The sequence below is a fragment of the Planococcus sp. TJ-201 genome, assembly GCF_058268495.1.
In genome coordinates, this window is sequence record NZ_JBZDOG010000005.1 from 154,475 (window position 1) to 169,554 (window position 15,080).

Sequence of the window (15,080 nt, forward strand, 5' to 3'; positions counted from 1 at the left end):
TCCTGTTTTTTTATTTTTTCCCCGATGGGTTTCTGCCAATCGACTGAAGGATGTCCCCCATCCATCCTTTTCGTTTCAAATAAAGATACAAAACGAAGGTTGTAACAATGATCACCAGCAGTGCTCCGAAATAACCGAGCTGCCATTTTAATTCAGGCATATTCTCAAAGTTCATTCCCCAAAGAGCACCCCATGCCATGACCGGCGTGAACAACGTGGTAAGAACTGTCAAGGTTTTCATAATTTCATTGCCTCGGTAGTTGGCTACTACATTTTCAATATCCACCATGTTATTGATTTCATCTTCGTATGAATTGACGAGCATGACACAGCGTGCAATGCGGACGGCCATTCGTTGATATTGCACTTCCTCTGTCACACTTTTTCCAAACGTTTCTTCGATAGCCATTTTAATTTCTTGAAACCCCATAATCAGGTGCTTCCATAAGAGAATTTCGTGTCGGACATTTTCAATTTCTTCTAAAGTCTTTCGATTGTTTTTTTCTTTGATTGCCCATAACAAATCATGCAGCCGCTCTTCAAAACTATCTATTTTATGTAAAATGGAAGCTACCATTTCTCCCAGTATAATCATCATCACTTCTATGGAAGAAGAGACGTTTTCCATTTGGAGCAGTACTTCTTCTTTCTCAGCATCTGCATCCTTCTCAAAATCAATTTTGTTCGAGACTAAGACATTGTGAGAAAGATAGAAATGAAAAACTTCGCGCGAGCCTTCAGACTTGGCACTTTGTCTGTAAATCAAGGAGCCCCACAGCGCTTCTTTTCCACTCTCAATTGTGTGTGTATGAAGAATGTTCACCGCAGGATTTTGCGATTTGTCGATCCATTTGAGCATTTTTTCATTTTTCGGTAGGAGTTTGCGGAAGTCATGATCTTCGACACCTTCCTCCTCATGCCAAACAGCATTTTTGAATGTATATTGGGGCATTATTATTTCTCCTTTCGGCCGTTCAGTACGATGCAAAAGGCAAGCCAGTACTTGGCTTGCCTACTTTTTTTGCTGTGTATTGTCCCTGTATTTTTCATTTGAGTTTTCCTTGTACTCCAGGTCCCTATTCGGCATTGGATCCATGTCCTTTTCAGGCGGCATATTTCGGCGGGGTTCGACTTCTGGAATCAGTTCTTCGCCTTCTTTGCTTTCACGGTCTTTGGTCATCCAAAACACCTCCTTGGACTGTTGTTATACTCCAATTACCCGTTTTATTTTTTTATAATCCAAGAAAACGGTTTTGCTTATTGAACTGCCAGCGATTCAATAAGTGCCGCATCATCCGGATACGCCATCTCCAATTTCTCAAGTTCAGAAATCGGTTTCCAAGCAACCTCTTCGATCCATTCGTCGCCTTCTTGTGTGGTAATTGCCCCACCCATCACTTCCACTTTGAAATAAGTAACTTCAAAGGACACCGCCGAGTCTTCATACTCCCCAGCCCGAACGTTCAATTTTTCTCCTACATGAACTGTTAGACCCGTTTCTTCGAAAAATTCCCGTGCACAACATTGCTCAAGCGTTTCCCCTTCCTCAACGCCTCCTGCCGGCACTGTCCACTTCTTATCCTCACCTGGAACACCTTGCAAGACCAATAAGACTTCGTTTTTTTCATTGACGCATACGCCTGCTGCGCCTTTCCAATTCGACATTTCCATGAAATCTCTCCTATAGCCTTTTTCTATGTTAACAGCCTTTTCCACACCTTCTCGGCTGTCCGTTCTTTTTACGTTACCACATATTTCAGCCAACTGGGGAAGCTTCCACAAATAATTAAAAACAAAAAACGGCCTGCCGAAGCAAACCGTTTTACCAGGGGCCTTACTCGGCCTTTTTTCTTTGTTCCTGCTCTAACACTATACCGTGCGTGGCATCCGGCAAACCCAAATCTCCTGAGAACCCATTTGCTCTGTAGAAAGCATCTGCTGAAGAGGAGTCTGTCCGAACCACAAGTTCTCGAAAATGACCATGAGCATCTTTCAGAATCTGCTGCAATAGTTTTGTGCCAATCCCTTGTCTGCGCGCACTTGCCGAAATATAAAATCTCCGCAGCCTGCCAACTCCTTCTTTAGTGGAGTACGGATCTCGATTTAAGCCACCGATTGCTACTAGATGATTGTGGTGGTCCCATACTCCATACAACACTTCCCCCGTTTTATTGAATGTATTGCTACCATCTTCATATTGATCGATGAGCCTTCTCAGAAAACGATAACCCTCTGCTTCACTTTCTTCCACCAGTTTTAAAACTTCCACTTGGTTTAAGTCTTGAATTTCTTTGATCTCCACTGCCATGTCGCATCCTCCTCATTATGGATATACTTTTCCACTTGCGGATTTCCAGCCAATTGCTTGCTCTTTCAGTGTATAGCAGTTAGGATTTGATTGCCAATAAATATCAGAATTTTCTTTTAATAAATAAAAAAGACTGCTGTAACATGCAGTCCCTTCTACAATACAGTATCTTCGATTGCTGACTTTCGGTCTTCCGTTTTTTTGATAATGAAAATACTGGCTTCATAAAGACCGGCCATTGGAATTAAAACCAGCAGTTGGCTCAGAAAATCCGGTGGGGTGATCAAGGCAGACACAATCGCCAGTACAAGATACGACCACTTTCTGACTTTTTTCATTGAAACGGATGTCAGTACCCCAATAGATGATAAAAACAAAGCAATAATCGGCATTTCAAAAAGCAATCCGAGCGGAACCGTTGTCATAATCAAAAAGTGAATGTATTCATTTGCAGAAATCATGACATCAAAATTCGCCATTCCCAACCCGATTAAAAACTGAAAGCTCAGAGGATTAACGATGAAATATCCGAAAGCAATCCCCAAAACAAATAACAAAAACATGACCGGCGAATAAAGGCCTAAAAAACGCGCTTCTTTTTCTTCCAAGCCTGGTTTCACAAATTGCCAAATGAAATGAATCAAAAATGGCAGCGACAATCCTAAAGCCAGCGTCGCAGATATGGACGTATAAAATTTAACGACCTCTAAGGGGCCTAAAATAACCAGGTTATTGCCTTTAACAATGTAAGGAAACCAAAAATTTAAAGTTGAAAACACAACCAGCAAGAAAAACAGGAAAACAAGCGCGCTTTTAATGAGCTGCTTCCGCAATTCTCCTAAATGGTCAACTAAAGTTTCCACTTGTAAAGCCGGTTCCTCTGCCGGTGGCTCAGGCTCTCTAACAGGAGGCACTGGAACCCTTTCCGCAGGCTTTTCTGGCTGCGCCGCTTTTTTACGCAATGGACTTGTTAAGTTTCTGTCTCCATACGGATCCATCTAACCACCTTCATAGCTTTTCAGATTTTTTAAGATCCTTGTCTTCGACGGTTTCTTTCTTTACTGTTTCTTCATCGTCATCGTCCATGAGACCCTTAGTTGAACGCTTAAATTCAGAAAATGTTTTTCCAACCGCTCCGCCAATTTCCGGAAGTTTTTTCGGTCCAAAGATGATTAAAACAATCACTAAAATGATGATCAATCCTGGTACACCAATTGAAGCTAATCCACCCATATGATTTTCCTCCTTTATTAAACAAGTGATCCGCCTTCACGGCTATAGCGAATTATTCCTTCAGCACAGCGATAAGCCAATGCCCCGACAGTACCCGTCGGGTTGTAGCCGCCGTTGTGGGCAAAGTTGCCTGCTCCTATAACGAACAGATTTTCAGCATCCCAATGTTGCAGGAAGTTATTAACTACGCTGGTAGCTGGATCGGCTCCCATAATAGTCCCTCCCGTATTGTGGGTAGTTTGGTAAGGAACGATATCGTAATCAGAAATAGGACTTCCAGCTACTACTGTATTTGCACCCATTTCCTGCATGATTTCGCCAGCTCTTTCCGTAAGGTAACTGTGAAGCGCACGATCCTGATCAGTAAAATTGTAAGTCAATTGCAGCAATGGAACGCCATAAATATCTTTATAAGTACTATCCAGCGACATATAATTGTCTCTATGAGGCATGGAAGCTCCCTGTCCGCCAACATTTAAAGTTCTAGTGTAGTTTTCAATTGATGCTCGTTTAAAATCCGCTCCCCAGGAAGGGGTATCCGGTGGAATCGGATTGTGCAAGATTGGCCGCAAGCCGGTCTGGGTCATGGATAAACTGGCTCCGTGTATAAAGTCCAAATCCGCATGGTCGAAAGAATCTCCATTAAAATCATCAACAGTCATTCCAAGAGCTCCAGCACCCATAAAGGTATTCATTTGTTCTTCGAAGAAACCGGACGCTCCGGGAAGAATCTGGTACGCATAGTTTTTCCCAAGTGTTCCTTGTCCGGTTTCTGGATCGTACTGCTCACCAATTTGGGACACCATCAACAACTTGGCATTGTTCAACATATAACTTGTCAAAACAACGACATTTGCCGGCTGGATAAATTCCTCAAAAGTTTCTGTATCATAATAGCGGACGCCTGTTACACGATCGCCTTCTTTCATGACTTCAACCACGTTGGCATTAAATTTGATTTCGTAATTGCCTGTTTCTCTGGCAGTTGGAACGACGGTGATTTCCGGCGAGGTCTTCGCCCCATATTCACACCCAAAGCGTTCACAAAATCCACAGTATTGGCATGCATTGATTTGCTGGCCATCCGGATTTTCATAAGCTTCGGACAAATTGGCGGATGGCATCATGAACGGCGATAACCCTAAATTCGAAGCTGCTGTTTCAAAGCGCTGCAACAGCGGCGTCTTCTTCATTGGCGGTGTCGGATAAGGACTTGAACGCTGGCCCCAAAATGGATTATTATCTTCTCCCGAAATACCGGCAGTTTTTTCAAACCGATCAAAATATGGCTCTAGTTCATCATAGGTAATCCCCCAATCCTGAATGGTATATTCAGGGGGCAGTTTATTAGCCCCGTATTTTTCATCCGTCATGGTTTTAATCTGGAAATCGTAAGGAAGAAAACGCCAATTCTGACCGTTCCAGTGCGTTCCGGATCCGCCCAGCCCTTCTCCCAATAAGAAAGATCCCATTTGGCGCATTGGCAACGCACGTTGCTGACGACTATTACGAAACGTAATCGTTTCTCTCGATAAGTCTTGCATCAATTCATAACGAATGGCATAGCGATATTCATCATGCACAATGCTAAAATCTTCCGTGCCCCGCTCACGACCGCGTTCGAGCCCCACAACACTTAGCCCTTCTTTTGCACATTCAGCGGCAATGATTCCGCCTGTCCATCCGACACCTACTGTTACAACATCTACACTATCCAAAGTCGTCACCATATAAGTTCCCCCTTTTCGATTAATGCTCCATGCCCAATGATTGAGGTTCAATTTCTACAAAATCTTCACTTTCGATTTCGTTAATATAAGCTGCTTGGTGGCCGGGGAAGTTTTTCATACGCCAACCATCCATATTGTGATTGCCGCCATAAATAGGATCTGCATAAGCCCCTTCAAGGGTGGCCTGTCTTAGGAGCCTGAAAAAGAACTGAGCGGTGGTACCTCTCATCTGAATCTCATCTTCTTGGAACGCTGTCAGAATTTCATCCATCTGTTCGCCTTCCAAATCAACAAAGTTTGCGTTAAAACGGCTTTGTGCTTCCTGCTGCATCAGCTGAATGCCTTGTCGAAACATTTCATTTCTCTTGAGTCGGCTTTGGTAGCCCTGTGTAGCCTCGCCTTCATAGAAAGGCGGCTGCATATATTCTTTTGAATTTTCGCCGTAACTGCCTGCCAGCTGCTGGTCAATAAAATAGGATACCCCTAAACCGATAGCTCCAGGACCAAGATCATCCTCAGGAAAAATACGCTCGGTGGCTTGATTTAAGATTTCAAATTCTGCGTTATTCTTAAAGAAAGTCAGCCCGCGTACCCCGCCGGCTGCACCCATCGACTCTTCGGGCGTTCCAGGCTCTGCAGTTGATGCAGTATCCTGCTGATTGGTATTGGCGCCGATCAAGCCGCCAATAATTCCTCCGCCAATCAATGCGCCTGTTGCAATGCCAGAGGTTTTCAAAAAATCACGGCGTGAAAAATTCTTCTCTTTTTTTGCCATCTTGCTGTCCTCCTTCTGAGTAAAGAAAATTCTGAATATTTCATACTATACCCCTTTCTATGTTTATTAGCCATAACTTTAAAGAAATTTATGACATTCTTATTAAAAAAATAAAAGGCGACTTCTGAGTTTTTTCAGAAGTCGCCTTTTATTTATGAGCATAAAAAAGCCAAGGGAATGAACACCTCGGCTGTGTAGCATCGTACTATTAGTTTAAGACTTTGATTGTGATGTCTTTACGGCCCCATTGTAGAGCTGCATCTTGCGATGGAATGAAGACATCAATTTTGTTGCCTTTGATTGCGCCGCCAGTATCACCAGCGATTGCTTCTCCGTAACCTTCAACCCATACTTTAGAGCCTAATGGAATTACTGAAGGATCAACTGCGATTACTTTTTGGTTTGGGTTTGAACGAAGGTCAATTCCAGTTGCTGTAGTTCCTGAACATCCTATGCAATAAGCTGTATAAGCCGTAGCAGAAACTGTCATTGTTTTACCAGACTGCGTTGAAGCTGCTGTTGGAGCTTTTTCTGCAGGAGCGCTTGCTGGTGCTGGAGTCTGTGCTGGTGCTGCTGATTTGGCCGGTGCTGGTGCTACTGCTGCAGTTTTAGCTGGTGCTTTTTCTGCTACAGCTGCTCCGCCTTTAACCACCAATTGCTCACCCGGATAAATCAGGTGTCCAGAAACGCCATTCCAGCTCATTAAGCTATCCAATGAGATTCCGTTTGCACTAGCGATTTTGAATAATGTGTCTCCAGCTTTTACTGTATATGTTGAGTTGTCCGCTTTTGGTTCCGATGTTGCTTGTCCATCAACTTTAAGTTCTTGGCTTGGCAAGATCAGATCTGAGGATAAGTTGTTTAACCCTTTTAAAGTTTCTACTGATACGTTCTTATCTTGTGAAATTCCCCAGAGAGTATCTCCTGATTGAACTGTATACGATGATGCACTAGCTGACGTAGCTGCTCCCACACTTAAAGCTGCGATTGCAGTTAGTGTAACGATTTGCTTTTTCATAAATTGAAATTCCTCCTTTTCACTAACAAGAACGATCATAACACCTCCACATTTCAGGAACATGACAGAACGTCAGATAGAACATAACAATTGCATGACACGAAAAACTCTTTTATTACATGTTGTAATAAAACTGACAACTCGTTATCCATCTTCGAAACTTTTAGAAAACTTTCTGTCTTTCTCTACACCATTAAAGAGGGGAAGTTGTGTTGAAAAGCGATATAACGACGCTGATTTACCAGCCCAAATCAATATCCTCCTTTTTTAGTAAGAAATTATATCTAAGCAGTTTATCTCCCATCCATTAGGGAATATTAAAAAGTTATTTGTAGAATTGAAAGGGGGAAATCGCTTGAAAAATGTCACAATAGTTTTTTGGATTTCATTTATGATTTGTGTGGGTGCAGTTACTTGGGGATTGGCTTCACCTGAAGGATTTAAAACGCAGACAGGCCAGTTAACAGCTGCAATATCCAGCACATTCGGCTGGTATTATCTCCTGACAGTCTTTCTAATTTTGATTTTCTGTGTATATTTGATCTTCTCTAGATTTTCTAATTTAAAATTAGGCAAACCGGATGATAAACCAGAATTTTCGCTGGTATCATGGTTTGCCATGTTGTTCAGCGCTGGAATGGGGATGGGACTGGTTTTCTGGACAACAGCTGAACCGATTTCCCATGCCTTTATCAGCGCTCCTCGATCTGAACTTGGGTCAGATCAGGCAATTCAGGAAGCCATGCAATTCTCTTTCTTCCATTGGGGATTACACGCATGGGCCATATACGGAATTGTTGCACTCGTTTTGGCTTACTTTAAGTTTCACAATGATGCACCTGGGTTGATCAGTGCCACATTGATTCCTTTATTCGGCAAAAAATTGATGGCTGGACCACTCGGTATCCTGATTGATACCTTGGCTGTTTTCGCGACTGTTATCGGCGTAGCCTCAACGCTTGGTTTCGGTTCTGCCCAAATGAATGAGGGGATCTCCTTCCTATTTGGCACACCGAATACATTTGCTTTCCAAATGTTGATCCTGGGTGTTGCTACTGTTCTTTTCATTCTTTCAGCCTCTTCCGGTATCGGACGCGGCATCAAGTACTTGAGCAACATCAATATGGTTCTTGCTTTTGTTCTGCTTTTGCTGTTATTGATCGTTGGACCGACACTTTATATTTTCAACTCATTTGCCGATGCCATCGGCGGATATATGAACAATTTCTTCTCCATGAGCTTTAACCTTGAGCCAATTAATGAGGAACGTCGGGCGTGGGTAGATGGTTGGACCGTCTTTTATTGGGCTTGGTGGATTTCGTGGGCACCATTTGTCGGAATCTTCATTGCGCGTATTTCCCGCGGACGGACAGTCAAAGAGTTTATGCTTGGCGTCCTGCTAGTACCATCTTTGGTATGTTTCATCTTTTTCGCCGTATTCGGTGTTTCTGCATTGAATCTTGAACAAAACGGCATTGCGAAAATTTCCGAATACAGTTTAGAGACTGCAACATTTGGTGTTTTGCAATATTATCCTCTTGGAACTTTATTATCGATTATTACGCTGCTGGTTGTTGCGATTTTCTTCATTACATCCGCAGATTCAGCGACGTTTGTACTCGGGATGCAGACAACTGGCGGCATGTTGAACCCACCAATTTTAGTCAAGATCACATGGGGACTTATCCAGTCTGCTGTTGCTGCTATTGTTATTTATACCGGCGGCACACAAGGACTGCAGAATGCCTTGATCATCGCAGCCTTGCCATTTTCTGTCGTCATTATTTTAATGGGCGTTTCCTTCCTCAAGGAAGCTTCTCGGGATCCATTGGTTAAAAAAAATAAAAGACATTAAAAAAGATCCGGCACATTTTCATGTGCCGGATCTTTTTATATTATTTAAATACGCTGGTACTGTGTAATGGCTGAACTTTAGATTTTGGATCCAGGTAAGATTTTGCGTTGTTGATGGCCGTCGGCGCTTCACCAAAGCCTACCGCAATCAGTTTAACCTTACCTTCGTAAGTTGCAATGTCACCTGCTGCATAGATGCCCGGAATGCTTGTTTCCATTTTGGAATTAACGATGACTGAGTTTTTATCCATCTCAAGTCCCCATTCCTTAATGGCACCTAGTGACGTAATATTGCCGTAGTTGACGATTACGTGATCCACATCAAGGCGTTCTTCATTGCCTTCTTTATCGATCAATACAAGTTCGCTGACTTGTCCGTTTTCACCAACCAGCTCTTTCACGCCATATGGTTTTTTTACTTCTACTTTGGATTCCATCAACGTATCGATATTGGCTTCGTGAGCTGTCATTTTGTCTCTGCGGTGGCTCAATGTCACATGGGATGCTACATTTTCAAGCATCATTGCCCAGTCAACTGCAGAATCGCCGCCCCCTAAAACCACTACTTTCTTGTCGCTGAAAACTGCCAAGTCCTTAACGCCGTAATGAAGGGTCTTGCCTTCAAAAGCTTCGCAGCCATCAACAGCAAGTTTACGCGGCTGGAATGCACCAACGCCTGCAGTCAGCAGAATGGCTTTCGTGTAATGCAACCCTTTGTCTGTTTGAATGACAAAATGATCGTCGTGGCGCTCAGCTGCTGTAACAGTTTCTTCCAAGCAAATTTCAGGATCGCCGTATTTCGCTTGCTGTACCAAGTTGTCCACCAGGTCTTTCGCCAGTACTTTCGGAAATCCACCAACATCGTAAATAAACTTATCCGGATACAGTTCAGTCAACTGGCCGCCAAGCTGTGGCAGGCTGTCCAAAATCTTTACTTTCATTTTGCGCATACCACCGTAAAAGGAAGCAAACAGGCCAGTTGGCCCGCCGCCGATAATTGTAATATCAAAAACTTCGCGTTCTTCCATTTATAACACTCCTAATCTAATCAATATCTATATCCTATCATATCTACCATAGATTCACGCCATTGGACTTATGGCGGAAATTAAAAATAATAAAAGTTTGAATTATCAGTCTCTATTCCTTAAACTGAGGAATGGATGGGTTAAGAAAGGATGAGCGCTAATGGATTTAGGAATCAAGGAAAAAGTAGTAGTGGTGCTGGCTTCAAGCAAGGGTCTGGGCAAAGCGACGGCACTTGAATTTGCCAAAGAAGGGGCAATTGTCATCATTTCAAGCCGCAGTCAACAATCGCTGGATGCTGCTGCTGCTGAAATAAAGGAAGCCTCCGGAAACCTGCAAGTGCACGCGCATGTTTGTGACGTTTCCAAAGAACAGGATATACAGGAATTATTCCAATTCGCCTCTGATCAGTTTGGCCGCATCGATGTGTTAATTAATAATACCGGCGGTCCAAAAGCAGGCGGATTTGACACAATCGCAGATGCCGATTGGTACCAAGCATTTGACCAAAATTTGCTGAGCTATATCCGAACCTCACGCACGGTACTTCCTTATATGAAGAAACAGCAATTCGGACGCATTATCAACATTTCATCTTCTTCAACAAAAGAAGTAATCGACGGCTTGATCCTGTCCAATACTTTCCGCGCAGGAATGGTCGGATTTGCGAAAACATTGGCCCGTGAAGTAGCGAAAGACAATATTCTGGTCAACACTGTGGGGCCCGGGCGATTCAGCACAGACCGCGTAGCTGAACTGGATCAAATTGCTGCAGACAAACAAGGCGTTCCGATTGAACAAATCATTGAAAACAGCGAGGCAAGCATTCCTGCTGGCCGCTACGGAGATCCCGAAGAATTCGCGAAAGTCATTGTTTTTCTCGCTTCCGCAGCCAACTCCTATCTGACGGGCCAGTCCTTGGTTATTGAAGGTGGTTCATTAAAAGCACTGTAATGTACCAAATGATTATACAGCCAAGCGAAAAATCGATATACTGGGAAATGAACCAATTATAAAGGAGATGTTTTTAGAATGGCGAAAAAAGGACACATCCACATGGAAAACGGCGAAATCATCGAATTCGAACTTTTCCCGAACGAAGCACCCAACACAGTTGCAAACTTTGAAGAGCTTGCAAACTCAGGCTTTTACAACGACGTAACATTCCACCGCGTAATTCCTGGCTTCGTAAGCCAAGGCGGCGATCCGACCGGCACTGGTGCTGGCGGAAGCGGCAAAACAATCAAATGTGAAACAGATGGCAACCCGCATAAGCACCAAGCTGGAAGCTTATCAATGGCGCATGCCGGCAAAGATACTGGCTCAAGCCAATTCTTTATCGTTCACGCACCACAGCCACACTTAGATGGCGTTCACACAGTCTTCGGACAAGTGACTTCAGGCGTAGAAGTTGCCAAAGCAATGAGCAATGGCGACAAAATGACGAAAGTCCACGTTTTTGTCGAAGAATAAATCGCTATAAACTTAACCGGCCTGGATCTCGAAGATCCAGGCCGGTTTTTGTTTGTTTTTGGAAAATACGTTCCGTTGAGCGTGAAATACGGTCCGCAACAGTACAAATACGATCCATAACAAGCTAAATACGATCCGTTGCTTCTAATTTACGATTTTACCGGTAAAACACCACAAAAAAATACGCCCTCAGGCGCATTTTTTATAACACTTTGCTCAAAAACGCTTTCGTCCGCTCATGTTGCGGATTGCCGAACAATTCCTTCGGCACGTTTTCTTCCACGATATAACCACCATCGATAAACAGTACGCGATCTCCCATTTCAGCGGCAAATCCCATCTCATGCGTAACAACGACCATCGTCATGCCTTCACGTGCCAATTGCTTCATAACATCCAGCACATCCCCTACCATTTCAGGGTCAAGCGCGGAAGTTGGTTCATCAAAAAGCATGATTTTTGGATCCATCGCGAGTGCGCGGGCAATCGCCACACGCTGCTTCTGGCCGCCAGAAAGCTCGCCCGGATAAGCCTTCGCTTTTTCACGCAATCCGACTTTATCCAGCAATTCGTAAGCCTTTTGCTCACTGGCTTTTCTGTCACTTTTCTTCACTTTCATCGGTGCCAGGATGACATTTTCCAGCACCGATTTATGAGGAAACAAGTTAAACTGCTGAAATACCATGCCGACATCCTGACGAATTTGATTGATATCTACTTTTGGGTCTGTAATATCTACACCCTCAATATAGACATGGCCACCCGTAATTTCTTCCAGGCGGTTCAGGCAGCGAAGAAATGTACTTTTCCCCGAACCCGATGGCCCAATCACGCAAATAACTTCTTTTTCTTCCACTACTGTACTCATATCTTTTATGACTTCCAGATTGCCGAATGATTTTTTTAAATTTTCTACTCTGATCATAGTCATCGTAAGACAAACTTCCTTTCTACAAAGCTCGCCAGCATGGAGAGCAAGTATATGATGACGAAGTAAATAATCCCCAGAATCAAGTACACATTAAATGCGTCAAATGTTGCACTGGCCTGAATCCGGCCTTCTTGCGTTAGATCTGCCACTCCAATAACTGATAGCAAGGATGTATCCTTTAATGAAATAATCGCTTGGTTGGTGATGGTCGGCAGCATCCGTCTGAAGGCCTGCGGCAAAATAACATAGCGCATATTCTGTGTAGAATTCAAGCCCAGAGAACGCGCTGCCTCTGTCTGCCCTTTATCAATTGATTGAATACCTGCACGGATAATTTCCGAGAAATAGGCTCCTGCGTTGATAGCCACTGTGACAATTCCGGCTGTTGTACTGTCCAAAGATATGAAATCCAATGAATTAAGGCCAAAATAAATAAAGAATAGCTGAACGATAAACGGAGTCCCTCGAATCGCATCAACAAAGATTTTGGCAATCCAGTTCAAGATTTTTAATGGCGCCAATCTGAACAGTGCAACAACCAAGCCAATTAAGAATCCGAAGACGATGGCAATAGCAAAAATATATAGCGTGACTTGCAGCCCTTCCATTAAATACGGAAAAGCATTAACAATTGTATCCATACACCTATCCCCTTTACATAAAAAAATGCAGCGCACTCCCGCGCGCTGCATTCATTTTTTTACTCTGCGATATACTTCGCTAGAATTTCATCATATTCTCCACTGTCGCGCAATTCCTGAAGGCCCGCGTTGATCTGTTCAAGCAGTTCTGCATTTTCGCCTTTCAATACCGCAATGCCGTATTGATCTCCAGTTAAACGATCACCAACAGTTTTCAAAGAAAGTTCACTCTCAGCAATTGCATAGGCAATGACCGGATAATCTTCCAGAAGAACATCGGCATTGCCGTTTGAAACTTCTTGGAACATAGATGGACTATCTTCGAATTGTGAAACTGTATAGCCAAATTCGTCTTCATTGTCGCGAGCGAATTGAGCACCTGTTGTTCCGCTCTTCACCGCTACAGTTTTTCCTTCAAGATCTTCCAAAGCCATGATATCCGTATTGTCTTCCGCAACAACTAGAGACAATCCTGCATCAAAGTACGGATCTGAAAAATCAACTACCGCTTGGCGTTCTTCTGTAATACTCATGCCAGCAATTGCGACATCCAACTGATTAGCTTGCAAGGCTGGGATGATTCCGCCAAAGTCCATTGGGCTGAACTCAATTGTAAAGCCCTGATTATCAGCAATGGCATTGATCAAGTCAATATCGATTCCTGTATATTCGCCGTCTACTTCAAATTCAAAAGGTGGATACGTGGTATCAATTCCTACTGTATACGTTTCCCCTTCACCGCCGCCTTCTCCGCTTGTCGTACCTTCTTCACTTTCATCGGATCCACATGCAGCGATCACGAGCATCATAGCAATCAATAGTGCTAAAAGACTCCACTTCTTCATTTAATTTCCCCCTCATTTTCTTTCATCGGTCTTTCTGAATACTAATATATCACAATCTTCTCAAATTCAGAACCTTTGATAGAAAATAACTAACTTCCAACCGATGCCACGCTACTAAATAACTGTTTTATTCGTCGCCACTTCTCTTTTTTTCCGCAAGCGATTAAACAGACGGAAGTTATGAACAAGTGTCTTCAAAACGGCATATGCTGGAATAGCAATTAGAATTCCGATAAAGCCATACAATGCACCTGCAATCATCAGCAACAGAATAATAGTCAACGGATGAATATTCAATCGGTTGCTCATAATGTTTGGAGTAACCAAATTCCCTTCAAGTTGCTGGACGACCAACAAAACCAAAATTACTTTTACGGCCATCCACATGTCGCCGCTCATCAGCGCAACAAAAAGCGCTGGAATAACGCCAATCAACGGACCTAAAAATGGCACAATGATTAAGAACATCGCAAAAATGGCTAAACTAAGGGCGTAGTCGAGTCCAATAATCAAATAGCCAATATACATTAAAGTTCCCACTACAGCCGCTACAATGGCTTGTCCAACGATAAATGCCGATAAAGTGCGGTCCACATCTTTTAATAGTTTTTCCCCTTCAAGCTTATGCTCCTCAGGCAAATACTTGATGAGGTGGGGCACGAATTTTTCATCATCCTTTAATAGGAAAAAGAGGACAAAAGGAACAACAATCAGTACGATGGCGATGTTCATGACCATCGCTAAAATACCCATTACGTTGCTCACCAAGCCTTCTGACAGGTTCTCTAAATAAGACAAAGCCCACGCTTTTATTTCTTGGCCCGTGACTCCTCCTAATTGAAAATCAGCCAGCTTATTGTTCGATTCTTCCGTTACTTCTTCCACTGTTGAAGGTGCCAAATTTACTAAACTTTCGACTTGACTAGTAAGTACAGGGCCGAAGAAATAAAGCAGGACGGATAAAGTTAAAATAATGGCGGTAAACACAATTCCGATCCCAGCGATTTTTGACATATAACGCATCAACAATTTCACAAATGGACGCAATAAATAATATAGAAGTCCGCCGATTAAAACGGGGGCAAAAATCGTAGCGATGATGATTTGCACCGGCTCAAAAATATAATCAATCTTCCCAAGAAAAAACAACGTGATTGCAACAAGCAAAATCGCTGTCGTGTATTCGAAAAACGGTTTTTTAATCCACATAATTATTCCTCTTTCTGATTTGAAATCGGGATTTTTT

The 15,080-nt window shown here is 43.1% G+C and carries 17 protein-coding genes; 3 read left to right on the forward strand and 14 right to left on the reverse strand.

The genetic code is table 11. From position 1 onward, the window contains the following. Nucleotides 1–10 precede the first annotated feature (10 nt). From AC4EG4_RS13425 to AC4EG4_RS13465, 9 genes are all read right to left on the reverse strand, one after another. Nucleotides 11–952, reverse strand: coding sequence for a magnesium transporter CorA family protein (locus tag AC4EG4_RS13425; protein WP_490979610.1), 942 nt, complete (start codon nucleotides 950–952; stop codon nucleotides 11–13). Nucleotides 953–1,012: 60 nt separating this feature from the next. Continuing rightward, complete coding sequence (locus AC4EG4_RS13430; protein WP_490988099.1) at nucleotides 1,013–1,180, reverse strand: hypothetical protein; 168 nt, start codon at nucleotides 1,178–1,180, stop codon at nucleotides 1,013–1,015. Between the two features lie 77 nt (nucleotides 1,181–1,257). Next, nucleotides 1,258–1,671 carry an NUDIX hydrolase gene (locus AC4EG4_RS13435; protein WP_490979608.1) on the reverse strand — a complete coding sequence of 138 codons (414 nt, stop codon included), beginning with the start codon at nucleotides 1,669–1,671 and terminating at the stop codon, nucleotides 1,258–1,260. A gap of 163 nt (nucleotides 1,672–1,834) precedes the next feature. Beyond that, complete coding sequence (locus tag AC4EG4_RS13440) at nucleotides 1,835–2,308, reverse strand: GNAT family N-acetyltransferase (protein ID WP_490988100.1); 474 nt, start codon at nucleotides 2,306–2,308, stop codon at nucleotides 1,835–1,837. A gap of 155 nt (nucleotides 2,309–2,463) precedes the next feature. After that, nucleotides 2,464–3,306, reverse strand: a complete 843-nt coding sequence (gene tatC / locus AC4EG4_RS13445; protein WP_490979606.1) for a twin-arginine translocase subunit TatC — start codon at nucleotides 3,304–3,306, stop codon at nucleotides 2,464–2,466. A gap of 10 nt (nucleotides 3,307–3,316) precedes the next feature. Beyond that, nucleotides 3,317–3,541 (reverse strand): twin-arginine translocase TatA/TatE family subunit, encoded by a 225-nt coding sequence (gene tatA / locus AC4EG4_RS13450; protein WP_298832818.1) that lies wholly within the window; start codon nucleotides 3,539–3,541, stop codon nucleotides 3,317–3,319. Nucleotides 3,542–3,558: 17 nt separating this feature from the next. Beyond that, nucleotides 3,559–5,271 (reverse strand): GMC family oxidoreductase, encoded by a 1,713-nt coding sequence (locus AC4EG4_RS13455; RefSeq protein ID WP_490979605.1) that lies wholly within the window; start codon nucleotides 5,269–5,271, stop codon nucleotides 3,559–3,561. Nucleotides 5,272–5,290: 19 nt separating this feature from the next. Next, complete coding sequence (locus tag AC4EG4_RS13460; RefSeq protein ID WP_490979604.1) at nucleotides 5,291–6,046, reverse strand: gluconate 2-dehydrogenase subunit 3 family protein; 756 nt, start codon at nucleotides 6,044–6,046, stop codon at nucleotides 5,291–5,293. Nucleotides 6,047–6,254: 208 nt separating this feature from the next. Further along, nucleotides 6,255–7,064 (reverse strand): 3D domain-containing protein, encoded by an 810-nt coding sequence (locus tag AC4EG4_RS13465; RefSeq protein WP_490988101.1) that lies wholly within the window; start codon nucleotides 7,062–7,064, stop codon nucleotides 6,255–6,257. 355 nt (nucleotides 7,065–7,419) lie between these two features. Here AC4EG4_RS13465 and AC4EG4_RS13470 point away from each other — a divergent pair, with 355 nt between their 5' ends. Next, complete coding sequence (locus tag AC4EG4_RS13470; protein WP_490979602.1) at nucleotides 7,420–8,919, forward strand: BCCT family transporter; 1,500 nt, start codon at nucleotides 7,420–7,422, stop codon at nucleotides 8,917–8,919. A gap of 40 nt (nucleotides 8,920–8,959) precedes the next feature. Here AC4EG4_RS13470 and AC4EG4_RS13475 read toward each other — a convergent pair whose 3' ends face one another. Next, the gene (locus tag AC4EG4_RS13475; protein ID WP_490979601.1) at nucleotides 8,960–9,946 is read right to left on the reverse strand and encodes an NAD(P)/FAD-dependent oxidoreductase; all 987 of its coding nucleotides are present in this window, start codon (nucleotides 9,944–9,946) and stop codon (nucleotides 8,960–8,962) included. 160 nt (nucleotides 9,947–10,106) lie between these two features. Here AC4EG4_RS13475 and AC4EG4_RS13480 point away from each other — a divergent pair, with 160 nt between their 5' ends. Both AC4EG4_RS13480 and AC4EG4_RS13485 read left to right on the forward strand, forming a co-directional pair. Then, on the forward strand, nucleotides 10,107–10,898 hold the full coding sequence (locus AC4EG4_RS13480) for an SDR family oxidoreductase (protein ID WP_490988102.1): 792 nt from the start codon (nucleotides 10,107–10,109) through the stop codon (nucleotides 10,896–10,898). Nucleotides 10,899–10,976: 78 nt separating this feature from the next. Then, nucleotides 10,977–11,417: a peptidylprolyl isomerase gene (locus tag AC4EG4_RS13485; RefSeq protein ID WP_490988103.1), complete on the forward strand. Its 441-nt coding sequence runs from the start codon at nucleotides 10,977–10,979 to the stop codon at nucleotides 11,415–11,417. A 202-nt stretch (nucleotides 11,418–11,619) separates the two neighbouring features. Here AC4EG4_RS13485 and AC4EG4_RS13490 read toward each other — a convergent pair whose 3' ends face one another. The 4 genes from AC4EG4_RS13490 to AC4EG4_RS13505 all read right to left on the reverse strand — a co-directional run bounded on the left by AC4EG4_RS13490 (nucleotide 11,620) and on the right by AC4EG4_RS13505 (nucleotide 15,043). Next, nucleotides 11,620–12,348, reverse strand: coding sequence for an amino acid ABC transporter ATP-binding protein (locus tag AC4EG4_RS13490; protein WP_490979598.1), 729 nt, complete (start codon nucleotides 12,346–12,348; stop codon nucleotides 11,620–11,622). Next, the gene (locus tag AC4EG4_RS13495; RefSeq protein WP_308787780.1) at nucleotides 12,345–12,989 is read right to left on the reverse strand and encodes an amino acid ABC transporter permease; all 645 of its coding nucleotides are present in this window, start codon (nucleotides 12,987–12,989) and stop codon (nucleotides 12,345–12,347) included. The genes AC4EG4_RS13490 and AC4EG4_RS13495 overlap by 4 nt, the downstream gene beginning before the upstream one ends. A 59-nt stretch (nucleotides 12,990–13,048) precedes the next feature. Further along, entirely contained in the window at nucleotides 13,049–13,834 is a 786-nt protein-coding gene (locus AC4EG4_RS13500) for a transporter substrate-binding domain-containing protein (RefSeq protein ID WP_490979597.1), read from the reverse strand. 114 nt (nucleotides 13,835–13,948) lie between these two features. Beyond that, nucleotides 13,949–15,043 carry an AI-2E family transporter gene (locus AC4EG4_RS13505; protein ID WP_490979596.1) on the reverse strand — a complete coding sequence of 365 codons (1,095 nt, stop codon included), beginning with the start codon at nucleotides 15,041–15,043 and terminating at the stop codon, nucleotides 13,949–13,951. Nucleotides 15,044–15,080: the final 37 nt, after the last annotated feature.

Bases quoted from the DNA above. Each gene is read 5' to 3' on its own strand.
- AC4EG4_RS13425 (WP_490979610.1), bottom strand. From the start codon at position 952: ATGCCCCAATATACATTCAAAAATGCTGTTTGGCATGAGGAGGAAGGT.
- AC4EG4_RS13430 (WP_490988099.1), bottom strand. From the start codon at position 1,180: ATGACCAAAGACCGTGAAAGCAAAGAAGGCGAAGAACTGATTCCAGAA.
- AC4EG4_RS13435 (WP_490979608.1), bottom strand. From the start codon at position 1,671: ATGGAAATGTCGAATTGGAAAGGCGCAGCAGGCGTATGCGTCAATGAA.
- AC4EG4_RS13440 (WP_490988100.1), bottom strand. From the start codon at position 2,308: ATGGCAGTGGAGATCAAAGAAATTCAAGACTTAAACCAAGTGGAAGTT.
- tatC (WP_490979606.1), bottom strand. From the start codon at position 3,306: ATGGATCCGTATGGAGACAGAAACTTAACAAGTCCATTGCGTAAAAAA.
- tatA (WP_298832818.1), bottom strand. From the start codon at position 3,541: ATGGGTGGATTAGCTTCAATTGGTGTACCAGGATTGATCATCATTTTA.
- AC4EG4_RS13455 (WP_490979605.1), bottom strand. From the start codon at position 5,271: ATGGTGACGACTTTGGATAGTGTAGATGTTGTAACAGTAGGTGTCGGA.
- AC4EG4_RS13460 (WP_490979604.1), bottom strand. From the start codon at position 6,046: ATGGCAAAAAAAGAGAAGAATTTTTCACGCCGTGATTTTTTGAAAACC.
- AC4EG4_RS13465 (WP_490988101.1), bottom strand. From the start codon at position 7,064: ATGAAAAAGCAAATCGTTACACTAACTGCAATCGCAGCTTTAAGTGTG.
- AC4EG4_RS13475 (WP_490979601.1), bottom strand. From the start codon at position 9,946: ATGGAAGAACGCGAAGTTTTTGATATTACAATTATCGGCGGCGGGCCA.
- AC4EG4_RS13480 (WP_490988102.1), top strand. From the start codon at position 10,107: ATGGATTTAGGAATCAAGGAAAAAGTAGTAGTGGTGCTGGCTTCAAGC.
- AC4EG4_RS13485 (WP_490988103.1), top strand. From the start codon at position 10,977: ATGGCGAAAAAAGGACACATCCACATGGAAAACGGCGAAATCATCGAA.
- AC4EG4_RS13490 (WP_490979598.1), bottom strand. From the start codon at position 12,348: ATGACTATGATCAGAGTAGAAAATTTAAAAAAATCATTCGGCAATCTG.
- AC4EG4_RS13495 (WP_308787780.1), bottom strand. From the start codon at position 12,989: ATGGATACAATTGTTAATGCTTTTCCGTATTTAATGGAAGGGCTGCAA.
- AC4EG4_RS13500 (WP_490979597.1), bottom strand. From the start codon at position 13,834: ATGAAGAAGTGGAGTCTTTTAGCACTATTGATTGCTATGATGCTCGTG.
- AC4EG4_RS13505 (WP_490979596.1), bottom strand. From the start codon at position 15,043: ATGTGGATTAAAAAACCGTTTTTCGAATACACGACAGCGATTTTGCTT.